The organism is Pseudomonas tremae (assembly GCF_023278125.1).
Taxonomy (GTDB): domain Bacteria; phylum Pseudomonadota; class Gammaproteobacteria; order Pseudomonadales; family Pseudomonadaceae; genus Aquipseudomonas; species Aquipseudomonas tremae.
The window spans coordinates 285,777-302,078 of sequence record NZ_CP066270.1 but is presented as its reverse complement, the minus strand read 5'-3'; the positions used below and the strand labels follow the sequence as shown (position 1 = coordinate 302,078).

The 16,302-nt window shown below is 59.1% G+C and carries 15 protein-coding genes; 4 read left to right on the top strand and 11 right to left on the bottom strand.

Going from position 1 to position 16,302, the window contains the following annotated elements; genetic code table 11:
* Positions 1–101: 101 nt before the first annotated feature.
* The 10 genes from argE to I9H09_RS01235 all read right to left on the bottom strand — a co-directional run bounded on the left by argE (position 102) and on the right by I9H09_RS01235 (position 11,547).
* Positions 102–1,259, bottom strand: a complete 1,158-nt coding sequence (gene argE, locus I9H09_RS01280; RefSeq protein ID WP_054989854.1) for an acetylornithine deacetylase — start codon at positions 1,257–1,259, stop codon at positions 102–104.
* The gene (locus I9H09_RS01275; protein ID WP_122324732.1) at positions 1,256–2,410 is read right to left on the bottom strand and encodes an NAD(P)/FAD-dependent oxidoreductase; all 1,155 of its coding nucleotides are present in this window, start codon (positions 2,408–2,410) and stop codon (positions 1,256–1,258) included. The genes argE and I9H09_RS01275 overlap by 4 nt, the downstream gene beginning before the upstream one ends.
* Positions 2,407–3,816: an FAD/NAD(P)-dependent oxidoreductase gene (locus tag I9H09_RS01270; RefSeq protein ID WP_122324733.1), complete on the bottom strand. Its 1,410-nt coding sequence runs from the start codon at positions 3,814–3,816 to the stop codon at positions 2,407–2,409. The genes I9H09_RS01275 and I9H09_RS01270 overlap by 4 nt, the downstream gene beginning before the upstream one ends.
* The gene (locus I9H09_RS01265) at positions 3,795–4,106 is read right to left on the bottom strand and encodes a (2Fe-2S)-binding protein (RefSeq protein ID WP_122324734.1); all 312 of its coding nucleotides are present in this window, start codon (positions 4,104–4,106) and stop codon (positions 3,795–3,797) included. The genes I9H09_RS01270 and I9H09_RS01265 overlap by 22 nt, the downstream gene beginning before the upstream one ends.
* Entirely contained in the window at positions 4,103–5,944 is a 1,842-nt protein-coding gene (locus I9H09_RS01260) for an ABC transporter ATP-binding protein (RefSeq protein ID WP_053480936.1), read from the bottom strand. Before I9H09_RS01260 ends, I9H09_RS01265 begins: the two co-directional genes overlap by 4 nt.
* Before the next feature lies 1 nt (position 5,945).
* Positions 5,946–6,824 carry an ABC transporter permease gene (locus I9H09_RS01255; RefSeq protein ID WP_005887835.1) on the bottom strand — a complete coding sequence of 293 codons (879 nt, stop codon included), beginning with the start codon at positions 6,822–6,824 and terminating at the stop codon, positions 5,946–5,948.
* A complete protein-coding gene (locus tag I9H09_RS01250) occupies positions 6,821–7,777 on the bottom strand; it encodes an ABC transporter permease (protein WP_122347774.1) in 957 nt (318 codons plus the stop codon). Before I9H09_RS01250 ends, I9H09_RS01255 begins: the two co-directional genes overlap by 4 nt.
* A 30-nt stretch (positions 7,778–7,807) precedes the next feature.
* The gene (locus I9H09_RS01245) at positions 7,808–9,445 is read right to left on the bottom strand and encodes an ABC transporter substrate-binding protein (RefSeq protein ID WP_122324799.1); all 1,638 of its coding nucleotides are present in this window, start codon (positions 9,443–9,445) and stop codon (positions 7,808–7,810) included.
* Between the two features lie 93 nt (positions 9,446–9,538).
* Positions 9,539–10,813, bottom strand: a complete 1,275-nt coding sequence (locus I9H09_RS01240; RefSeq protein ID WP_005887829.1) for an NAD(P)/FAD-dependent oxidoreductase — start codon at positions 10,811–10,813, stop codon at positions 9,539–9,541.
* A gap of 65 nt (positions 10,814–10,878) precedes the next feature.
* Positions 10,879–11,547, bottom strand: coding sequence for a haloacid dehalogenase type II (locus I9H09_RS01235; protein ID WP_024668952.1), 669 nt, complete (start codon positions 11,545–11,547; stop codon positions 10,879–10,881).
* Between the two features lie 533 nt (positions 11,548–12,080).
* Here I9H09_RS01235 and I9H09_RS01230 point away from each other — a divergent pair.
* The 4 genes from I9H09_RS01230 (at position 12,081) to I9H09_RS01215 (ending at position 15,533) form a co-directional block, all read left to right on the top strand.
* The gene (locus I9H09_RS01230; RefSeq protein ID WP_054997201.1) at positions 12,081–12,938 is read left to right on the top strand and encodes a GNAT family N-acetyltransferase; all 858 of its coding nucleotides are present in this window, start codon (positions 12,081–12,083) and stop codon (positions 12,936–12,938) included.
* Between the two features lie 161 nt (positions 12,939–13,099).
* On the top strand, positions 13,100–13,813 hold the full coding sequence (locus tag I9H09_RS01225) for a cupin domain-containing protein (RefSeq protein ID WP_054997200.1): 714 nt from the start codon (positions 13,100–13,102) through the stop codon (positions 13,811–13,813).
* 433 nt (positions 13,814–14,246) lie between these two features.
* Positions 14,247–14,696, top strand: coding sequence for a hypothetical protein (locus I9H09_RS01220; protein WP_054997199.1), 450 nt, complete (start codon positions 14,247–14,249; stop codon positions 14,694–14,696).
* 129 nt (positions 14,697–14,825) lie between these two features.
* Positions 14,826–15,533 (top strand): hypothetical protein, encoded by a 708-nt coding sequence (locus I9H09_RS01215; RefSeq protein ID WP_054997198.1) that lies wholly within the window; start codon positions 14,826–14,828, stop codon positions 15,531–15,533.
* A 94-nt stretch (positions 15,534–15,627) separates the two neighbouring features.
* On the opposite strand, the gene I9H09_RS01210 is transcribed toward I9H09_RS01215, so the two are convergent.
* Positions 15,628–16,146: a GNAT family N-acetyltransferase gene (locus tag I9H09_RS01210; protein WP_268949025.1), complete on the bottom strand. Its 519-nt coding sequence runs from the start codon at positions 16,144–16,146 to the stop codon at positions 15,628–15,630.
* Positions 16,147–16,302 lie beyond the last annotated feature (156 nt).

Sequence of the window (16,302 nt, the reverse complement as noted above, 5' to 3'; positions counted from 1 at the left end):
TTCGGGATACCTGCCAGTCTAGGCAGACGTCACAGTCCAGGATGCTGAAAGCGGGATAACGGCAGTGTCCGATGCTGAAATTTACGCCCGGACGGCAGCCTCTACTGCTTCAGCGAGCCGAGCAGACTTTGCAGAAAACGCTCGCCTGCGTCCATCTGACTCTCTTCGATAAACTCGTCCGGCTTGTGCGCCTGCTCGATGGAACCCGGGCCGCAAACCACTACCGGCACGTTGAGTCGCCCTGCAAACAGACCGCCTTCGGTGCCATAGGACACCTTGATGTGTTGCGTACCCGGCTCGGCAAAAGCATGCAGCATGCGCACCGCTTCGACGCTTGGGTGAGTCTCCAGTGCCGGGTATTCGTTCATGACTTCGATCTCGATGGCGGCCACGCCCGACAGCAGTCGCGCTTCACGTACCAGCACCTCGGCACGCTCGCGCAATTGCTCCAGCAATGCATCGGGATTGTCACCCGGCAGGTTGCGGTACTCGAACTCCATGGTGCACAGGTTCGGCACAATATTCAGCGCCTTGCCGCCATCGATACGGCCGATGTGTACGGTGCTGTAAGGGATGTCATAACCCTCGTCACGCGCGCCTTGCTGTTCGATCTGCTTCTGGCTCTTGCGCAGTTCGGCGATGAAATCGCTGGCCAGATGAATCGCGTTAACCGCCCTGGGCGCCAACGAAGAGTGCGCTTCCTGACCGCGACAGAACGTGCGATAGGACGCCTTGCCTTTGTGTCCGACCGCAAACTGCATCATCGTGGGTTCGCCCACCACACACAGGAAGGGCCGCATCGGTGCCAGATGCAGCACGTCCAGCAGCCGACGCACGCCGACGCAGCCGATTTCTTCGTCATGCGACAAGGCCAGTTGCAGCGGACGGAGCAGCGTCATGTCTGCGGCATCGAGCATTGCGTCGATGGCCAGCGCAATAAAACCCTTCATGTCGCAGGTGCCACGACCATAGATGCGCCCGTCACGCAGCGTTGCCTGAAAGGGCGGCATCGTCCACGCCTGACCAGCCGCCGGCACGACGTCGGTGTGGCCGGAAAGCAGCACACCGGGCACGTCTTGCGGTCCGGTACTGGCGAACAGGTTGGCTTTCTTGCCAGTTTCGTCCTTGACGATCAACGACTCGATGCCCTTGCTGGCCAGCAGCTCGCGGACGTATTCGATAAGTGCCATGTTTGGCTCAGACGACACAGTGTCGAAGGCAATCAGGCGCTTGAGGATATCCAGTGCGCGTGGGCTCATGAGGCTTTGCTCGCTTGTTCATTGAAAAGGTCGAAACGACGGATGTCGAACGGGCTAATCGAAGTGCTGGTCGCGCCGGTACTGATCAGCTCGGCCATCACGTCGCCCACGCCAGGGCCGAGCTGAAAGCCGTGGCCGCAGAAGCCGAACGCATAGAACAGCCCGTCGACCTTACCGCTGGCGCCCATCACCGGCAGTGAATCGGGCGTGTAGCCTTCGATGCCGCTCCACACGCGGATGATGTTCAGATTACCGACGCCGGGCAGCAGACGACGCATCTGCTGCACCTGATTGATGATGCTGCGTGGCTCGACATGGGCACGACGATTGGCCATGTCCGGCTTGCTGCGAAAACCACCGCCGATGACGATGTTACCGCGCGCAATCTGCCGAAAATAGATGACTTCATGAGGGATTTTGGTGAACACACCAATCACTGTCGGCAGCGCGTAAGGCACCGGTTCAGTAACAGCCATCTGCGGGCCGTGAGTGTCTAGCGGTACCGGCTCGCCGAATTGCGCAGAGAGTTTCTGCCCCCATGCGCCTGCGGTGATCAGCAATTGATCGGCAGTGAAGACACGTCCGTCAGTGGTGGTTACTTCGAACGCGTTACCGACCTTTTCGACCTGTGCCACTTCGGTGCGCTCTTCGATCCGCGCCCCGGCCCTGATTGCGGCGCGGGCAAAGGCAGGTGCAGCGAGACGCGGGTTGGCGTGGCCGTCGTGCGGCGCATAAGAGCCGCCCTTCACGTCGGGGCCGAGAAACGGAAAGCGCTCGTGCAGTGCTTTCCCGCTGTAGATTTTCAGGTCCAGCTCGCGCGCTTCAGGAGCCGCCGCGTAGGCTTCCAGTTCGCAGATTTCGTCTTCGCGGTAGCAGACGCGCATATGGCCGCTGGGCAGGAACTCCAGGTCTTCGCCGATCAGTTGCGGCAGCTTCTGCCACAACGCCCGGGAGCGATTGGCCAACTCCAGTTGCCCCAGATGGCGACCCTGGCGCCGTACATTGCCGAAGTTCACGCCGCTGGCATACTGGCCGATCACGTCGCGCTCCAGCAGCGTCACCGACTTGCCGTGCTGCCGCAGAAAAAACGCCGACGCCGAGCCCATGAAACCGCCACCAACTATCAGTACATCGACCTTGGGCTGCTTCATGAAATCACCTCGTCCACCAGCATCGACAATGGTTTGACCGGCGCTTGACCGCGCTGGCGACCGACTTGCTCGACCGGCACACCGGCCTCGGCAGCGATCACTTCGGCGCCGGCCTGCGAGCAATAACGCCCTTGGCAGCGGCCCATACCGACACGGCTGAACGCCTTGGCGCGATTGACCTCGCAAGCGCCTTTCTCACGCACCACGCCACGGAGCTCGCCTGCGCTGATCATTTCGCAACGGCAGACAATGGCGTCATCGGGCAGTGCAGCGGCTTGAGCGGAGGGCCAGGGGAATGCTTCGGTGAGACCAACGCGGAAGCGGTCCATCACCACCAAATGCTTGCGCACGTCTTCACGACGCGCGTTATCCACAGGCAGGCCAAGGTCGTCCAGCAGCGCCATCGCGGCCAGTCTACCTGCCTGCTCGGCGGCATCGGCACCGCGAATCTTCGCACCATCGCCCGCCGCATAGACACCTTTGACCGAAGTGCGGCCCTCTTCGTCGACCGCCAGCACCCATTGCCCGGAATCCTCATCGAAACGCAGGCCGCAACCGGCCAGATCTGCCAGCTGGGTTTCCGGGCGCAGGTGATAACCCAGCGCCAGCGCATCGCAATCGACGGTCAGCAACTTGCCATTGGCAAGCTTCACACGCACGCCCGAGACACCGGCCTGCTCGTCACCCAGAATTTCTTCAGGCTGCACGCCAAGATGCACCGGCACCCTGGCGCTGTATAAACGGGCCAAAAGCTTCATGCCGTCGAACAGCACACCGGGGCGCGCCAGCAATTTGGGCATCGCGGCAACGCGCTTGCTGAACGGAGAAGTATCGAGCACCGCTGCGACATCGGCACCGGCCTTGACGTACTGGCTGGCAACCAGATAAAGCAACGGGCCACTGCCCATGAACACCACGCGACTGCCAATCGAGACCGATTGCGACTTGAGCGCGATCTGCGAACCGCCCAGGCTGTAGGTGCCCGCCAGTTGCCAGCCCTTGATCGGCATCAGACGGTCGGTGGCGCCTGCGCACAGCATCAGCGCGTCGTACTCGACCACGGTGTGCAGGCCTTGGCTGGCGCAGCACAGCTCGCCTGGCGTGAGGTTCCAGGCGAGGGTATCGGGGCGATAGTCGATCTGCGTGCGCAAGCGATCGAAGCTTTCGTGCAGGTCGCGCGCCTTGGCTGCTTCAGTGCCATACAACGCCGGATAATCACGCTTGAAGCCTTCCGGCTGGCGACGGTAGATTTGCCCGCCGTCACGCCGGTTCTCATCGATCAGAATCGGTCTGATCCCGGCGGCCAGCAGGGTTTCTGCACAACGGGTGCCCGCCGGGCCAGCGCCAATGATGACCACTCGAGCGCTGGCAGGTTTCTGAACGTCTAACCGTGAAGAAGTGGCCATTTCGCCTCCGGTTGAGTGGTGACGATATCCAGCCCGTCGCGGACTTCACTGGAGCAGGCGCGCAGCCGTTCACCGCTGCGCGTCCAGACCAAGCAGTCCTGGCAGGCACCCATCAGACAAAACCCGGCACGCCGCCCGGCGTCGAATTCGGACTGGCGCAAAGCGGCCGTGCGTGTCAGCAACGCCACCATCAGCGTATCGCCTTGCAAGGCTTCGATGGACGCGCCATCGACCGTGAGGCTCACCACCGGACGATCACGCTCGCCCAGCCTCAAAAAACGGCTGTTCATGCGTACGCTCCGGCAGTGACAGGGTTCAGGTCTTTCTGCACGGCTTGCAGCTCGTCGCCGTCGCGATGGCAGAGGATTTCGCTGCCGCCAGCAATCCGGCGACGGCCTGGAGCGGTCTTGTTGCACAGGCCCTCGACGCGGGACGGGCAGCGATTGAGAAAAGTACACAGCTCAGGATTACTGGCCGGGGCACTGATCGGCGGCAGCTTGCCGCTGGTCACGCCGCAGCTTTCCAGCCAGCCCTGACGCAGCTCCGGTACAGAATGCACCAACAGGTCGGTGTACGGGTGGAAGGGCACGCGGCTGAAGGACTCGCGGGTGCCCTCTTCGACCTTGTGGCCGCTGTACATCACCACAATGTCATCGCACAGCGCACGCACAGTGGAGATGTCATGGCTGATGAACAGGTAGGAAACACCCAGCTTGCGACGCAATTCGCCGAGCAGTTCGAGAATGCACGCGCCGACCACGGTATCCAGCGCCGACGTCACTTCATCACAGAGGATCAAATCCGGTTTGGCCGCCAAAGCACGGGCCAGGTTGACGCGTTGTTTCTGCCCGCCAGACAGTTCATTGGGGCGCCGATCCGCCAGCTCGCGCGGCAGGCGCACAAGGTCCATCAGCTCACCAATACGATCGTTCAGCGGCTTGCCTTTCAGCCCGAAATACATCTTCAGCGGTCGGGCGAGAATAGCGCTGACGCTGTGCATCGGGTTGAGCGCGGTGTCGGCATTCTGGAACACCATCTGGATGCGCCGGAACTGCTCTTCAGTGCGGCCTGACAGCGAGCCGGACAATTCCGCACCGTCGAATGTCAGGCTGCCGAGGGCCGGGTCCAACAGACCGGCAACCACACGAGCCAAGGTTGATTTGCCCGAGCCGGATTCGCCGATCACACCGACCGCCTGACCACGGCGGATGGTAAGGTCGATGCCTTCCAGCACGCGAATCATCGGCATGCCTTGCAGGTCCTTCTTGCCATAGCCAGCGGTCAGGCCCTTGATGGTCAACAGCGTGCTGTCCTTGGCCACCTCGCTGGCCGGGGTCAGCACTCTGTCCGGACGCGCCGCCGCCAGCAGACTCTGGCTGTAAGGGTCTTGTGGGCCGCCGAGCAGCGCCGCGGTGCTGCTGGTTTCGACAATCTGCCCGCCGTTGAGCACGACAATCTGGTCAGCCATTTGCGCCACGACGGCCAGGTCGTGAGAAACATACACCGCTGTTGCCCCACGCTCGCGCACCACACGCTTGAAAGCGCGCAGCACATCGATCTGCGTGGTCACGTCCAGGGCCGTGGTGGGTTCGTCGAGGATCACCAGCAATGGATCGCTGATCAGCGCCATCGCCGCCATCACACGCTGCAACTGGCCGCCTGAGACCTGGTGCGGATAACGCTTGCCTATGGTGTCCGGGTTGGGCAACGCAAGGTCTCGGAACAACTCGACAGCTTTGGCCTCCAGCGCCGCACGGCTGCCCAGGCCATGAATCAGCGCGCCCTCGATCACCTGATCGATCAGCTTTTTCGCGGGGTTGAAAGCCGCTGCCGCACTTTGCGCAATGTAGGAAACACGATTGCCACGCAGGCCCTGCAACTGGCTTTCCGGCAGGTTGAGCATGTCGTGCTCACCAACCTGAACCACGCCGCCGGCCAGCTTGCAGCCACGTCGGGCATAGCCAAGCAGCGCCAGGGCAATGGTGGTCTTGCCTGAGCCGGACTCACCGATCAACGCTAGCACTTCGCCTTTTTCCAGCGAGAAACTGACGCCTTTGACGATTTCCAGTTCGCCGTGATCGCCGTCGGCTACCACGCGCAGGTCTTGCACTCGAATCAACTGGCTCATATCAATGCCCTCCCGAACGGCGACCGCGCCGTGAAGCCAACCGGTCGATAAACAGGTTGACACCGATGGTCAGCGTACCGATCGCCAGCGCAGGAATCACAATGGCCGGAGCGCCCTGACTGAGGCCGCCGATGTTTTCGCGCACCAGCGAACCAAGGTCGGCGTCGGGCGGTTGCACGCCGAGCCCCAGAAAGCTCATTCCGCTGAGCAGCAACACAATGAAACCGAAGCGCAGCCCCAAGTCAGTCATGACCGGGTTGAGCATATTCGGCAGGATCTCCCGACAGGCGATATAAATGCGGCCCTCGCCTCGGGTACGCGCTACCTGCACGTATTCCAGCGCTTCGATATTCACCGCCAGGCTGCGCGCAATACGAAATGCACCCGGCGTGTAACTGAGCACCGCCGTGCAGATCAGCAAGACTTCAGACGATCCGAATGCCGACACCATGATCAGCGCCAGCATCTTGCTGGGGATCGAGATGAACGCATCCATCAGGCGACTGATGACTTCGTCCAGCCACTTGGGCGCGACCACCGACAGCAGCGCGCACAACGTGCCGAGACCACTGGCCAACACGGCAGAAATCAAGGCCAGGCCCACCGTGAAGCGCGCGCCGACCAGTACCCGGCTGAGCATGTCACGGCCCAGGTAGTCAGTACCAAAGGGGTAAGCAGCGCTGATGTTTTCGAACATGTTGTCGGAAACCACCTCACCCACCGGATGCGGCGCGAGCCAGGGTCCGAACAGCGCGACCATCAGCCAGATGAAGCACACCGTCGCGCCCAACAGGCCCAACCAGGAGGTCGGCCGGGACACTTTTTTGCTCGGCATCGGTTCCGCCGCAACAGGCGTCGATTTCGCAATGAATTCAGTCATTGGGTTCTCAGCCTCGGGTTAGAAAGAATTGCACACAGGTCGGCCATCAGCACCAGACCCAGGTAAGCGGAACAGAACAGCATGGTGCAGCCCTGAACCAGCGCCATGTCTCGGTTGGTCACGGCATCGACCATCAGGCTGGCAATGCCGGGATAGTTGAAGATGGTTTCAACGATGACCACCCCGCCCAGCAAGTAGGAAAGGCTCAAGGCCACTGCATTGACGATCGGCCCGATGGCGTTCGGCAGTGCGTGACGTAATACGATGCGAACCGGTCCGACGCCCTTGAGGCGCGCCATTTCCACATAAGGGCTGTCCAGTTGGTCGATGACTGCAGCACGTGTCATGCGCGCCATCTGCGCCACGATTACGCAGCACAGGGTCATGACCGGCAATGCGTAGGTGCGCATGAACTGCCAGGGTGAACTGACATCGCCGCCATACGACAGGGCTGAGAGCCAGCCCAGGTTGACGGCGAAAATCAGCACCGCCAGGGTTGCCACCAGAAACTCGGGCACCGCCACCAGCGTCAGCGTGATGAAGTTCAAGGCGCTGTCCAGACGACTGCCGCGATACATCGCGGCACCAATGCCCAACGCCAGAGCGACAGGCACCGACACCAGCGCGGTGGTTGCCGACAGCATCAGGGTATTGGGAAAACGCCCTGCAATCAGCTCGGAAACCGGCATCGCGTTGGAAACGGACTCACCGAAGTTGCCACCGAGCAGATTGGTCAACCAATGCAGATAACGCACCACACCGGGTTGATCCAGGCCCAGTTTTGTCCGCAATGCCGCGACTTGTTCAGGCGTCGCAAATTGCCCAAGAGCCTGTTGCGCAGCGTCTCCAGGCAGCACCGCCGTAATGGCGAAAACCACGATGGAAACGATCAACAACGTCACGATCGCCGCGCCGAAGCGCTGCACGATCAACCAGAGTGTGTTGCTATTCATCTGCACCTCCCGCTCGATTCAGCGTTTCATTTACGCGTCCAGCCACACCTGCTCGCTGAACATGTAACCCATGAAGCCGCCCAGCGGGTTGCTGGAATAGCCCTGGATACGCTTGTCCACACCATCGATATTGCTGATGAAAACCGGGATGCCGACGCCGCAGTTCTGGCTGACCAGCGTCTGCATGTCGCCATACATCTTGGCGCGTTTGGTGTCGTCGGTTTCACCACGGGCCAGCATCAGCAACTGGTCGAACTGATCGTTCTTCCAGCCGGATTCGTTCCATGGCGCGGTGGACTGGAAGAACTGCGAGAAGATCACGTCGGCGTTCGGGCGCGGGTTGATGTTGCCGAAGCTCAGCGGATGCTTCATCCAGTGGTTGGACCAGTAGCCGTCGCTTGGCAGACGGTTGACGTTGAGGGTCAGACCAGCCTGCTTGGCCGACTGTTGCAGCAACACCGCAATGTCCACCGAACCGGTCGCAGCAGGCGATGCCGCCACGGCCATGGTGATACTTTCCATGCCGGCTTTCTTGAGCAGGAATTTGGCTTTCTCGGGATCGTAGGCGCGCTGCGGCAGATCCGCGTTGAAATAGCGCGAGCCAGGCGAGATCGGATGGTCGTTGCCGACGCGTGCATAACCACGGAACACCGCCGACTTGACCTGTTCGCGGTCCAGCAGGTATTTCATGGCCTCGGTAAATTCCGGGCTCTTGCCAGGCATCTGATCCTGACGAATGATCAGGTCGGTGTAGTTGCCGGACGGCGCATCGACCACACGGTGCGTGGAACTGGCCGCAATGCGCGAGGTGGAGCGCGGGTTGACCTCGTTGATCATGTGTACGTCGCCGGACAGCAACGCGTTGACCCGCGATGGTTCGTCGGCAATCGCGATGAACTCGATCTCGTCCAGGTAGGGCAGGCCCGGCTTCCAGTAGTTGCGGTTACGCGCACTGACCGAACGCACGCCAGGGTTGAACTCCTTGACGGTGAACGGGCCGGTACCGATGCCTTTGCTGAAATCGGTGGTGCCTTCGGGCACGATCAGCAAATGCGATACCGCGAGGATCGACGGCAGCTCGGCGTTTGGCGAACTGAGGGTGATCTGCACTTCCATCGGGCCGGTGGCCTTGATCTCGGAAAACTGCGCCATCAGTGGCAACACTTTCGAGCCGGTGGCCGGGTCCTTGTGACGCGACAGAGAGAACACCACGTCGCCAGCAGTCAATGCCTTGCCGTTGTGGAAAGTCACGCCCTTACGCAAGGTCACGGTCCAGACTGTGGCGTTGTCGCTTTCGATCTTCTCGGCCAGCTCCATGTGCGGAACCAGATGGCTGTCGAAACGGGTAAGACCGTTGTAGAACATGAAATGGCGAACATAGTCGGTGGACAGCGCGCCCTTGGCCGGGTCGAGTGTATCGGCCGTGGAGCTGGACATGCCGGCAACCCGAATGCGACCGCCCGGCTTGCCTTTGACCGGAGCATCCGCGTCATCGGCAAAGACTTTACCTGCCGCGCTGAACAGGCTGGTGGAGCCGGCCGCGACCACACCTGCAACGCCCAGCATGCGCAGCGCATCGCGACGTGACAGACCGCGATTGAGCCCTTCGAAAACCCGCAGGCTGTCTTCGCCTGTGATCAACGTGGAGTCGTTTTTTTTGTCAGTCATATCAGTTCTACCTGTCGAAAAGGGGAAATTCCGAGTTGCTCACGGTTGGCCGGAGCGTCCTTCATGCACACACAACGACGGTCAAACGAAAAATCAGTGGCGGCTGTCCTGATAGCGGTAATAAGCGCCTACCAAAGGCAGAAACCAGGGCTTGCCGAAGTGGCCGGGAATGGCGGACCACTTCAGGTCTTTCCATGGGTTGGCTTGCGCTTTGCCTTCCATGACCTCGGCCATCACCTTGCCCATGTGTACCGACATCTGCACACCATGACCGCTGTAGCCCATCGAGTAGAAGACGCCGTCGTGTTCGCCTGCACGCGGCAAACGATCGGAAGTCATGTCCACCAGTCCGCCCCAGCAATAGTCGACCTTGACGTGCGCCAGCTGCGGGAACATCTGCACCATCGCCGCTTGCAGCACCTTGCCGCTTTTGGCGTCGGAGCTGCTGTTGGACATGGCAAAGCGCGCCCGACCGCCGAACAGCAAACGGTTATCCGGTGTGAGGCGGAAATAGTTGCCGATCAAGCGACTGGTCACGTAAGCACGCTGATGGGGGAACAACTGATTGATCAGCGCCTGCGGCAACACTTCGGTGACAATCACAAAACTGCCGACCGGCACGATGCGACGCCGATACCAGCCCAGCCCGCCATGCTGACAGGCACCCGTCGCCAGCAACACTTGGCCGGCCTGAATCGAGCCCTTTGAAGTGTTTACCACGAAGCCGCCACGGTTGGCTTTCCAGTCCTTCACCGTAGCGCCCTGATACACCCGTGCGCCATGACGCACAGCGGCATCAGCAAGGCCCAGGCCAAAACGACCAACGTGCATCTGCACGCCGTTGCGCTGCAGCAGGCCACCGTGAAATTCGTTTGAACCGATCTCGCTGCGTACGTCTTGAGCCGAAAGCAGCTCGACGTCCGGATCGACCTCACGGCGTATCAACTCGCAGGTGCGCGCCAGACCTTCGTAATGCCCAGGCTTGGCGGCCAGCTTGAGCTTGCCGTTACGCTTGATGTCACAGGCAATGCTTTCCTGCTCGATCACGTTCACGACGCTCTGCACGGCGCTTTCATAAGCCTTGTAATACTCACGCGCCTGATCGGCACCCAGGGTCGTGCTCAAAGAGGCATAGTCCTGAGCCACACCGGTATTGCACTGCCCGCCATTGCGGCCAGACGCTTCGCCGATCACCCGACCAGATTCCAGAACCACCACGCTGGCACCTTTCAAGGCCAATGCACGTGCTGCCGCGAGCCCGGTAAAACCACCACCGACCACCACCACGTCAGCTTGCCCCTCCACTGCGCCATCTTGCGCGCCGGTAAAATCTGGAGCGGTGTCGAGCCAGTAAGACTCACTGCGCATTCTGTTCCCCTTCTCACTCATTGAAGAGCACCTTGAAAAATGCCGGTGTTGCCCGTGCGCCTGGCTTAAAGGCCTACCAGCCCGGCCAGACCGCCGATGTCCGGGATCTGGTGGTATTCGTAGGAGCTGTTGGCTGGTTGCTCGTGGCCTCGAGCCACAAACGCCTTGTTTCTGATTTTCATGTCGTGAGCCGAGAACAGGTCGTAACGGAAGCTGGAAGACACATGCAAGATGTCGTCCGGACCGCAACCCAGGTTGTCGAGCATGAACTCAAAAGCAGCCAGACGGGGCTTGTAGGCTTGGGCCTGTTCAGCGGTGAAGACCTTGTGGAAAGGAGCGCCGAGTTTCTCGACGTTGGACATGATCTGGCTGTCGCTGGCGTTGGAGAAAATCACCAAGGGGATCTTGTCGGCGATTTTCGACAGACCGGCCGGCACGTCGGCATGCGGGCCCCAAGTCGGCACGGCGTCGTAATAGAGCTGGCCTTCTTCACGGTATTCAACGTTCCAGCGCTTGCAGGTACGAGCCAGTGCGACTTTCAGGATTTCGTCATAAGGCATCCAGTCACCCATGACCTGGTCCAGGCGATACGCCGAGAAATCCTTGACGAACTGATCCATTTGTTCAGCCGGAACGCGGTCGGCGAAGAGCTCGCGCGTCATGGTGCCCATGTGGAAATTGGTCAAGGTGCCGTAGCAGTCGAACGTAATGAATTTTGGTCGAAGAAAGCTCATTTTGTGCGGTCCTGAAGGTTTGTTGAGGTCATGGCATGACGAGCAGTCCGACCTCGTCTCAAGGGCGGTGATGCACGCTGCAGCACACCCTCATTACAACACCGTGAAATCAGCATATGGCGTTAAAAGTGATGGCTGCTTGATAGAAACCACCGTTTTGAGGCATGCGCTCAGCAGACTTTGCGGGGCGCTCCAGCCTTGGGCAAACCCCGGTTTTCAGTGCCTTTTTGACCCTTTTCAGGGCGCTCAGGCTCAAGCACGCGGCTTTGCACCGCAGAACCTGCGCCGCCATGCCGATTAGTGAGAGAGCAAAATCCGACAGCTATATATAGAGCTTCATCGGCACGAAAAACCACAAGCATTTGCTGCCGGGTCTTCGACTCATTTAAGCAGTAACTGTGGTCTGGCGAACGGTGGTTTGCGGAATCTGCCGAATGCTCGCCCGCCTCTTGTCACCTCTCGCCGCAGGTGGGATACAGCACGTCTGCAGTATCTTTTTATTGCCTGTGCATTCTTCTGGACGGAGACACGTCATGCTCGCTCAGCAACGCCTCGACTTTGAATACCGCCCCATGACCGCAGCCGACGTCGGCAACGCTCATGAATTGTCCATCGCCTTGAAGTGGCCGCATCGACTTGAAGACTGGGCCATGCTGCAACGTGTCGCGCAGGGCTTCGTCGCGTTACATAACGGCCGTTTGATCGGCAGTGCGTTCGCCTGCCATCAGGGTAAATTCTCGACCATCGGGCTGGTTATCGTCAGCGGTGACTATCAGGGCAAGGGCATTGGTCGCAAGTTGATGGAGATGGCGGTAGGCAGCGTTCCACCGCGTACCGCCGTGCTCAACGCGACGCTGGCAGGCGCGCCACTGTACGAAAAAATGGGGTTCGTCAGCTTTGGCGAGGTTCACCAGCGCCAGGGTCAGGCGCAACAACCGACACCGAACGGGTTGAACGCCGGGGAAGACTGTCGCGCCCTCAGCGAAGCTGACCATCCTCGCGTGCTGGAACTGGCAAACGCCGGTTCGGGCATGGATCGCTCAGTCACGCTGGGCGATTTGCTGAACGACATCGAACATGCCGTCGGTATCGAACGTGACGGCCAACTGCAGGCCTTCGCTTTACTCCGCCCATTCGGCCGTGGCCTGTGCATTGGTCCGGTGGTTGCCCAGACAGTCGATCAGGCCCGGCACATGATCGGGCAATTGCTGACCAAAGTGCCCTACGCCTTCGTTCGCATCGATATCCCGGCCGAGTGTGGCCTGGACGACTGGCTGGAAGAGGCGGGCCTCAAACGCGTCGACAGCGTGACCTGCATGAGCATGGGCGCAGTGCCGCAATCTAGCCAGGGCGTGCGCCAGTTTGCGCTGATTACTCAGGCAATCGGTTAGGAGCCAGCTCAAGAACACTGTCTTGCCAATGCTCCGCGCTGGCAAGCAGCTCCGGACGCGCTGCGTCCGGGCTTGAACATGTGACGCAGAGGTCACGAAATGGATTACCACGCCAGAGCGTGGGAACGATCATCGACTCGTCAAACTCAGGAACCAAGTCAATGCCCCACCCAACTGTATTGCTGCTTGCCCGTGCCGACCTCAGCCCGGTAGACACCGAATTCACCGCCGGCCCCCTCGACGCGCATGACCCGTTCGATAATGGCCGTCGCACGGCGTTCATCGATGATCAGGGCATCGCTGCCGGTGTGGTTCACTTCGGCACATCACTAACAGTAGAGGCCTATCCCTACACCGAAATGCTCGTGATGCATCGCGGGTCCGCAACGCTGAGCTCCGGCACCCACCGCATCACCATCAGCACCGGTGAAAGCGCGGTGATCGGTCGCGGCACTCACGTGCAAATCGAAGCACAACCGGACAGCCTCTGGGCGTTCTGCACGTCGACTAAGACCAGCGGGCCAGACAAACCCGGCATCGTCCCGCTCGACCGCCTCGCCATGCTCACGCCCTCCTCGCCGCCAGACCCGGCGATCATGATCAGCCCGCTGCCGCAGTGCCGCAGCAACAATTTGTTCGAGGACACCGCAAGCACCCTGCGCATCGGTGTGTGGGATTCCACCCCCTACGAACGCATCTCGCGTCCGCACAAGATCCACGAACTGATGAACCTGATAGAAGGCAGCGTCGAGCTGAGTCTGGAAAACGGCCCAAGCCTGACGGTGAACACAGGCGACACAGTATTCGTCGCCCAAGGCGCACCCTGCAAGTGGACCAGCACGGGGTATGTGCGCAAGTTCTATGCGGTGACGTGAAACGAGTTTGTTGCGCCCTTCAGCTCTGTAGGGCGCATTTTCTACATAGGTATATAACTCCCGCCAGCGCAGTTAATCCAACACTGCACTAAAAGACAAGCGCAATAATGTTTATTAACTGATTAACAAACAATCAGAAACGTCCTACTTTACTCACCTGCCTACTGTGTTAAATATCTTCACGGGCTGCGGAAATTTAGATTTTTCTTCTGCCCCACCCAGCGGAACAGCGCTTATCTTCGGCGCAGATTTCCTCTATCTATTATCTAATCAACAGTAATTAATGTGACTGACGCACCCACTTTACGTACAGGCACATCACCATGCTTGCCTGAACGAAAACCGTCGGCCGTGAATTCACGCTGACCTTTATTGCCCCGGACACGCATTACCCAAACAACAAATTCGGTAATAAACTCAGGAACTACCACTCATGGAAAACAAAATTTTTTTACGCTCAGCCATTGCTCTTGCAACACTATTCAGCATCGTTGCGGCGCATGCGGGACCGCCGGTAACGGTAGTGTTCAAAAATCTGGGGACAGAGGTGGCGGAATATAAACCTGTCACCCGCAATGAGATGTCAGCCAAGCAAAACGCCAGATCACCGATTGAATCTAACGTTCGCCCAGGTGGTTTAGATACGTACTCCATACAAAGCAAGATCTCACCAGATACCAACTACGCCAGTGTTCGTTACGTCATGGGTTCCAAAGCCTGTGCATTCTCGACCACCTTCATAAAGGCTCAGGGTGCGGGCGGGGTCAAGCTGCCGAAATGGAACCGGACCGCAACGCCAGAAGGAGGTGCAATTTGTACTGCGACCTCCAGAGTAACCAGCCTCTCCACTTATGCATGGACTGCCGAGTTCACCATGAAATAGTATAAAGGCGTGCGCGTTGCATGTCGACGCGTACGCCTTTTCTCGAAGAAACCTAAAGCGAACCCTGGCAGTGCCGATACAGAGACAGAATATTAAGCCATGGATCGGCCACTGACGCGAGGACGCAGCATGTTCGACATCTCTTACATCACAAATCTCACCCCCAGTACTGTCATAACAACTAGCGCGAAAACAGCCTCCCCTCTTGTTCGCACATTAGCACCCACTGAACTACCTTCTGAACGCTCCGCTGACAGAGCAACACTTTCAACATTATCCAGTCAGTTGAACAGTAGCGCGGTGCGTGCCTTGGCTCGCGACGCCAACCTGAACGTCAAAGAACTGAATGCGCTGGCAAAATCCATTAACGATAACATCGCGGGTACACATTATTACGCCCACAGGGCGCTGCACGATGCGGAAGTACCCGACACGGACGATCCAGCGCTGCTCGAAAGGGCCAGACAGGCTACAAAATTCAATAATGGTTCTGGGGCGAACCCTTTTGCCGGTTTGCCTCAGGATCAACTGAGGCTGATTATGTACGACGAATCTGGCGATTTTACAGTGAACGAAAGAAGTGCAGCCTCATTTGAGAACCACATTCAAGAGCAAACATGGAAAGCAGCTATCTGTAAGCGCTACACCGATGAATACAACGAAACCGGCGAAAGCACTCAAACACTGGTCATGCTTCTCGCACACTACGACCAACTGCCACCCATAGAAAAAGCGCAATACCCTGCCAACTATGCCGCCACCATCACCTCGGGTGACAGCTCGGCCATGGGTATTTTCAGCGCACTTAAAAACCAGTCAGGCATACAGCAAACCTAAACGTGAAGGGGCACGCGGTTTCGCCTGCGTCTTATGCTGCCAGCAGTACACGGATGTGGGCTTAAGCCGATCCAACGCCTGTGCGGCCAGGCGACTACTCTGCGCTGAGTTCCAGCAGGTAGAACTTGCTGTCAACGGCGATCAACGGAAAGCTCGCGGGAAGCGCTTCTTTGACGATTTCTCTGAAACCGTGCTTTTCATAGAACCGATGCGCAGCAAGGAATTTGTCGGTCGTGCCCAGGAATATGTCAGTAACGCCCCTGAGAGTGGATTGCTTGATCAAGCAATCCAGCAACCTTGCCCCAACCGAAAACTCACGCCCGCGAAACGGCGCCGCAACAAACATCTTTCGTAGCGCAGCGTGGCCTGAACCGATGTCTTTGAGCGCAATGCTTCCGATCACGCGCTCACCTTGTACGGCAACCCAGAAGTCGCCGGCACCGGTCTGATAAAACACCGAAATCGCCTTCAGGTCAGGCTGATCCTCGGCAGTGATGGCTATGTCGAATTCCTCGCGCTGAATGGGCAGAATCAGCGCCAATACACCTGACTCATCGCTCGGCACAAAACGGCGTATCTCAATCTCGTCCGCGCTCACAGCCACCTCCTTCATCCTCATAAACCGAAAACCAGTATTCCAGACAAGCAAACTTCCCGACAAATCGAGGCGTTTACCTGCGCATTTCCGGCGGTCACACGAGCGTATGACCTCGAAGATGTTTAATTACAACATAGCCAGCGGCCTGTCGGTCGCGGCCGTAGCTTTGAC

Bases quoted from the DNA above. Each gene is read 5' to 3' on its own strand.
- argE (WP_054989854.1), bottom strand. From the start codon at position 1,259: ATGAGCCCACGCGCACTGGATATCCTCAAGCGCCTGATTGCCTTCGAC.
- I9H09_RS01275 (WP_122324732.1), bottom strand. From the start codon at position 2,410: ATGAAGCAGCCCAAGGTCGATGTACTGATAGTTGGTGGCGGTTTCATG.
- I9H09_RS01270 (WP_122324733.1), bottom strand. From the start codon at position 3,816: ATGGCCACTTCTTCACGGTTAGACGTTCAGAAACCTGCCAGCGCTCGA.
- I9H09_RS01265 (WP_122324734.1), bottom strand. From the start codon at position 4,106: ATGAACAGCCGTTTTTTGAGGCTGGGCGAGCGTGATCGTCCGGTGGTG.
- I9H09_RS01260 (WP_053480936.1), bottom strand. From the start codon at position 5,944: ATGAGCCAGTTGATTCGAGTGCAAGACCTGCGCGTGGTAGCCGACGGC.
- I9H09_RS01255 (WP_005887835.1), bottom strand. From the start codon at position 6,824: ATGACTGAATTCATTGCGAAATCGACGCCTGTTGCGGCGGAACCGATG.
- I9H09_RS01250 (WP_122347774.1), bottom strand. From the start codon at position 7,777: ATGAATAGCAACACACTCTGGTTGATCGTGCAGCGCTTCGGCGCGGCG.
- I9H09_RS01245 (WP_122324799.1), bottom strand. From the start codon at position 9,445: ATGACTGACAAAAAAAACGACTCCACGTTGATCACAGGCGAAGACAGC.
- I9H09_RS01240 (WP_005887829.1), bottom strand. From the start codon at position 10,813: ATGCGCAGTGAGTCTTACTGGCTCGACACCGCTCCAGATTTTACCGGC.
- I9H09_RS01235 (WP_024668952.1), bottom strand. From the start codon at position 11,547: ATGAGCTTTCTTCGACCAAAATTCATTACGTTCGACTGCTACGGCACC.
- I9H09_RS01230 (WP_054997201.1), top strand. From the start codon at position 12,081: ATGCTCGCTCAGCAACGCCTCGACTTTGAATACCGCCCCATGACCGCA.
- I9H09_RS01225 (WP_054997200.1), top strand. From the start codon at position 13,100: ATGCCCCACCCAACTGTATTGCTGCTTGCCCGTGCCGACCTCAGCCCG.
- I9H09_RS01220 (WP_054997199.1), top strand. From the start codon at position 14,247: ATGGAAAACAAAATTTTTTTACGCTCAGCCATTGCTCTTGCAACACTA.
- I9H09_RS01215 (WP_054997198.1), top strand. From the start codon at position 14,826: ATGTTCGACATCTCTTACATCACAAATCTCACCCCCAGTACTGTCATA.
- I9H09_RS01210 (WP_268949025.1), bottom strand. From the start codon at position 16,146: ATGAAGGAGGTGGCTGTGAGCGCGGACGAGATTGAGATACGCCGTTTT.